Origin of the sequence: Methylocystis sp. (genome assembly GCF_021731785.1) — a bacterium.
Classification (GTDB): Bacteria; Pseudomonadota; Alphaproteobacteria; order Rhizobiales; family Beijerinckiaceae; genus Methylocystis.
Genome location: NZ_JAKFWS010000174.1, coordinates 1 through 4,060 on the forward strand (window position 1 = coordinate 1; position 4,060 = coordinate 4,060).

Sequence of the window (4,060 nt, forward strand, 5' to 3'; positions counted from 1 at the left end):
AATCCTACGATGATATCGTCGATCACTGCTGTGATGCGTGGAACAGCCTCGTCGAACAACCCTGGCGCATAATGTCCATCGGGCTGCGCGAATGGGCCTATCGGTTCTAATCAACGCGGGTTGGTATTAGCGGATTTCGGCGCCTCATCAACGTGGATGAGGTTTTCAGCACACACAGCCGGCCGCGTTTGATGACCTCCCGCTTGAGTTGACGCGCGAGCATGAGGCAGACGCTTATCTCGGAGGAATACGGCCCCCGCCACTCGTCGTCGCTATCGGTCTTGCGAAAGAACCAGCCCGAAGGCCGCTTCTTCACGGTGTAGCTTGCGAGGGCGTAGACACGCGGGCGGTTGTCGAGCATGTCAGTACTCCTCCACCAGCATGATGGTCAGCAAGCGCGTTGTTAGTGAGGGGTCGGAAGGGTCTTCCGAGCCGTATTCGAGCGTGAGGTCGTAGTAATCAAGTTTCCAAAAGCATCGCTTGCCCGCGTGGTCGAAGGCGCCGAAGTCGTGCTCGCCGTTGGGGTCGTTGTCTTCGGTGAAGTCGCCGAATCTCTGCACAGCCTCGTAGACGCCAAGCTCCCCGAGCGGCCAAGCGGCGACAAGCTCGCGGACGCCGGGCGTGATGACAACGCGTCCGAGGTCAGGGCGCTCTCCTTTGCGGAACGCGTCGTTCAATTCACGGATACGGTCGCGTGTTGCGCTGTCAATGTGCGACATGAGGTGTTCCTCCTCTCAATCGACGCGCCGAAGTGGTGCGTCAGAGAGGGGAGGAGCCTGATCAAATCATACACCTGCCGACCGTGAGCGACGGCGGCGACCTGCGCAGGAAATTGCGAATCAGCAACGAAACCGTTAGCAATCGCGCTGCGCGGGTCGGGTCACAATCAGCGCATTACCCGCCAAAGGACAAACCATGGCTAAGGCAACAGTTCGAAAGGCCCCGGTGAAAAAGGCGAGCGCATCAGCGCCGGCCGCCGTTCGGCCAATCAAGGAGACCTACACGAAATCGGCGCTCATCAATTTGATTGCCGAGCAGAATGACATTCCAAGGAAGACGGCGGTCGGCGTCTTTGCGACCTTAGAAAGTATCTTCTTGGGGTCAGTCCATCCGAAGGGAATTGGAGAGTTCACCCTGCCTGGTCTCCTGAAAGTGACGCTTCGCAAGGTGCCGGCGCGCAAGGCGGGGACACTGGTTCGCAATCCTTCAACCGGCGAAATGGTGCCCGCAGCCGCCAAGCCTGCAAGCGTCCGCGTCAAAATCCGTCCGCTATCGAAGCTCAAAGCGGCGGCGATAAAGTAACGCATCCATCGTCAGCGTGAATCCTTGAAAAAGTGGAATCCCTGCGCCGATGAGGGCGCGGGGCTTATTGTGGCTCCTCTTTTTCTGGCTGTTCTGTCGCTCGACAGGCGGCCGAGCAACCTTTCGAAATTCCACTTCCAACATATCCAACGCTATGGCACGAGTATTGGCGTCATCTGGCTTGGCAGGACGGTCATGAACGGATCGGCGTCTGGCGACTTGATCCGCCAGTGGTATCCGCCGAAACGATCGAGGGTCGAGAGGCTGCTTTGCGCATTGTGATTGAGGACAGTGACGCCGCGCTCCAGTGTCACGATGAGCCGGCCGTCGATCTCTGCTTCCGTGCCGGTTAGTTGACAGGGGGCGGTTGCATCGGGGCGGGCACCGGCGATCATGATGGCACCGTTTGGCTGCGGGCGTATGCTAAACACCGGCATCTCGCGTGAGGGGAAGTATGAGGGTTCGCCTCTGGCCCGAGAACGCTGCAAGACCACCGCGTAACGCCCTCGGCCGAGATAATCGGCCTTTTCGAAGCCTTCCTGGCGCAATTGCGCCGCCGCGTCCTTGAGACGCGCGTCCATATCCGGCTCCAAGAAGCCGGCGCGGCTGGCCTGTATCAGCGCAGGCACAAAGACCAGCGTCCCCTGATAGGAATAGCTATAGCTGCCGATTGCGTGGATCGAGACAGTCGCATCGAATTGCTCTGGCGCAAGCGTTCGGAAGAAGTTCTGCATCTCGCCCCGTGATCACAATCATTATGTAGGTCAGTGATTTCGGGAGACGGCGACAAGCTCCGCATCTTGCGGAGCGGAAAGAAGAGTCCCAAGATCGGAGGCGTCGAGAATAAAATGGCCAGGGAATCTCGACCGAGGCGTATTCCCGGATGCGATCGCGGGGGAAAAGGATGTCTAAGAATTTCGACGGGGCTGAAAGCGGGGGCGCGGGCGCTGATGGAAGCGCGCCGCAAGCATGGGTGTGGAGCCAATACAAAGGCGTCTTGCCGGGGGCCGAAAGCCGCGGTTCTACCGTAGCGACGGAGTCTGCTCCGCCCGCGAGGAGCCGAAGTCAAATCAAAGTGGAGCTGCCGCAAGCCGTCGTCGACCGGCAATCAGCGCCTGAGACGGAAGCGCTAATCAGCACTAACACAGCGAGGCGGCCGCTTGCTGTCGCAGCCGGGCTTGCAGCGGCGGTTGTGATCCTCGTCTTATTGGTTTGGCTCTTTTCGCGGTAAAGCGGAGATGGCGGGCACGATGATCGGCGTTGGCGGCATGATGCCGACGCACTTGCCGCTCTTCCATGGCCTGACCTATGGAGCGGTACGGCGAAATTCCAATGCAGGGGAGATCGTCGGAAGAAGGTGGCGGCTGCGCACCCACTACATGCACAAGCTGCTGAACGAAGTCACTGCGGGAAAAGGAAGTGAGTTGTTCTTGTTCATCGAAGATAAAGCGCTGCGCGAGACGAAACCGCTCGATGCGGTGTGGTCACTGGGAAGGGGAGAGAGTGCCGGTTGACGGAGTAGCTCCAATTCTGGAATGCCTGGAAGGCCCGAGCCGGAAGGTAAATGCGTATGTTCCGTTGGATCGTAATTAAATTTTTTTAATGACATTGCGCGAGCGATGCCTCCGTAGGTTCACAATGTCCTGGTAGGGAAGACTCATTCCTCGACGGCTCTCTGCCAAGCTCGCACGCAGCTCTCCTTTGCGGCGCAGCAGGCGAACATCGAGCATCCCGAGGCCAGCATCTAACGAAGCAACGACATGTGGTTGCGTGAGCGGCCACGGTGGAGTCATTTCTATGATTACCCTTGAAGAATGCGCGAAATTCGCCGCGCTCGAAGCAAATGAACTCTTCACAGGCGCTGTGCTTTCGAGGAAGCATCAATCGCTGCTATCGAGCTATCTTTTGAATTTGAAGCGCGGCCGATGCGCCGTACGTAAGATGATCGTCTCTGACATTCGTGCGGCGATTGATTTGGGCGCGTCGAAGTATGCGGCGGATCTCGTTCTCGTGCTTCGGATGTTCCTCTCCAAACATCCGGAAGCAAGAATTTTGCAGCGAACGCCTCGCACGAACACGCGCGCGTATATGACATGCGGTATCGCCCCGGGCTATCGTGTGACCGTGCCTTTTTCCCCCGGATCCTTTCGCAGATGATCGAGGTCGTCCGCGTCCTCATAGCCGCAGGCGATGGCGAGAATGCGCGCGCGAAAAATGCTGCTGAGCGAATGGGTGATCAACAAGGGATTGCGTTGTGTGTGTTGAAAACTTCATCCGGGGTTGAGGGAGGTCGTGAATTGGCTAAGCTGGCGACATGATCGCATTGATCCAGTTCGTGCTCGCGATGCTCGCAGCGCCGTTCAAGTCCAAGAGCCAGCTTGAGGCCGAGAACGCTGCGCTCCGGCAGCAGTTGGTTGTGTTGCGACGAAAGGTGAAAGGCCGAGTAGCGCTTTCGAACGGCGACCGCCTCTTCTTCGTCCAGCTTTATCGATGGTTCCCGTCAATTCTCGAGATCATCACGATCATCCAGCCCGAGACTCTCGTGCGTTGGCATCGGGCCGGCTTTCGTCGTTATTGGCGCCGGAAATCACAGCGACGCGGCGGACGGCCGCAGATTCAGACGGAGCTGCGGGCGCTGATCCGGCAAATGAGCGCCGAGAACCGGCTGTGGGGCGCGCCGCGCATTCACGGCGAATTGCTGAAGCTCGGATTTGAGGTTTCTCAGTCAACGGTCGCCAAATACATGGTCAGGCGCCGG

At 58.5% G+C, this 4,060-nt stretch carries 6 protein-coding genes and 1 pseudogene; 3 read left to right on the forward strand and 4 right to left on the reverse strand.

Annotated elements, in window-relative coordinates; all coding sequences use genetic code 11:
• Positions 1–106: 106 nt before the first annotated feature.
• Together QZ964_RS20460 and QZ964_RS20465 are read right to left on the reverse strand one after the other, a co-directional pair.
• Positions 107–361: a hypothetical protein gene (locus tag QZ964_RS20460; RefSeq protein ID WP_292534034.1), complete on the reverse strand. Its 255-nt coding sequence runs from the start codon at positions 359–361 to the stop codon at positions 107–109.
• 1 nt (position 362) lies between these two features.
• On the reverse strand, positions 363–719 hold the full coding sequence (locus tag QZ964_RS20465) for a DUF3768 domain-containing protein (protein WP_292534035.1): 357 nt from the start codon (positions 717–719) through the stop codon (positions 363–365).
• Between the two features lie 196 nt (positions 720–915).
• On the opposite strand from QZ964_RS20465, the gene QZ964_RS20470 reads away from it, so the two are divergent.
• Complete coding sequence (locus QZ964_RS20470) at positions 916–1,302, forward strand: HU family DNA-binding protein (RefSeq protein ID WP_292534038.1); 387 nt, start codon at positions 916–918, stop codon at positions 1,300–1,302.
• Positions 1,303–1,454: 152 nt separating this feature from the next.
• On the opposite strand, the gene QZ964_RS20475 is transcribed toward QZ964_RS20470, so the two are convergent.
• Positions 1,455–2,036: a hypothetical protein gene (locus QZ964_RS20475; protein WP_292534040.1), complete on the reverse strand. Its 582-nt coding sequence runs from the start codon at positions 2,034–2,036 to the stop codon at positions 1,455–1,457.
• 516 nt (positions 2,037–2,552) lie between these two features.
• On the opposite strand from QZ964_RS20475, the gene QZ964_RS20480 reads away from it, so the two are divergent.
• Positions 2,553–2,816, forward strand: coding sequence for a hypothetical protein (locus QZ964_RS20480; RefSeq protein WP_292534041.1), 264 nt, complete (start codon positions 2,553–2,555; stop codon positions 2,814–2,816).
• Between the two features lie 624 nt (positions 2,817–3,440).
• Here the strand turns inward: QZ964_RS20480 and QZ964_RS20485 are convergent.
• Positions 3,441–3,557: pseudogene (locus QZ964_RS20485) on the reverse strand (transposase); the annotation flags it as partial.
• 59 nt (positions 3,558–3,616) lie between these two features.
• Between QZ964_RS20485 and QZ964_RS20490 the strand changes: the two are divergent.
• Positions 3,617–4,060: hypothetical protein (locus tag QZ964_RS20490; protein ID WP_292534043.1), on the forward strand; the 444-nt coding region annotated here is incomplete at its 3' end.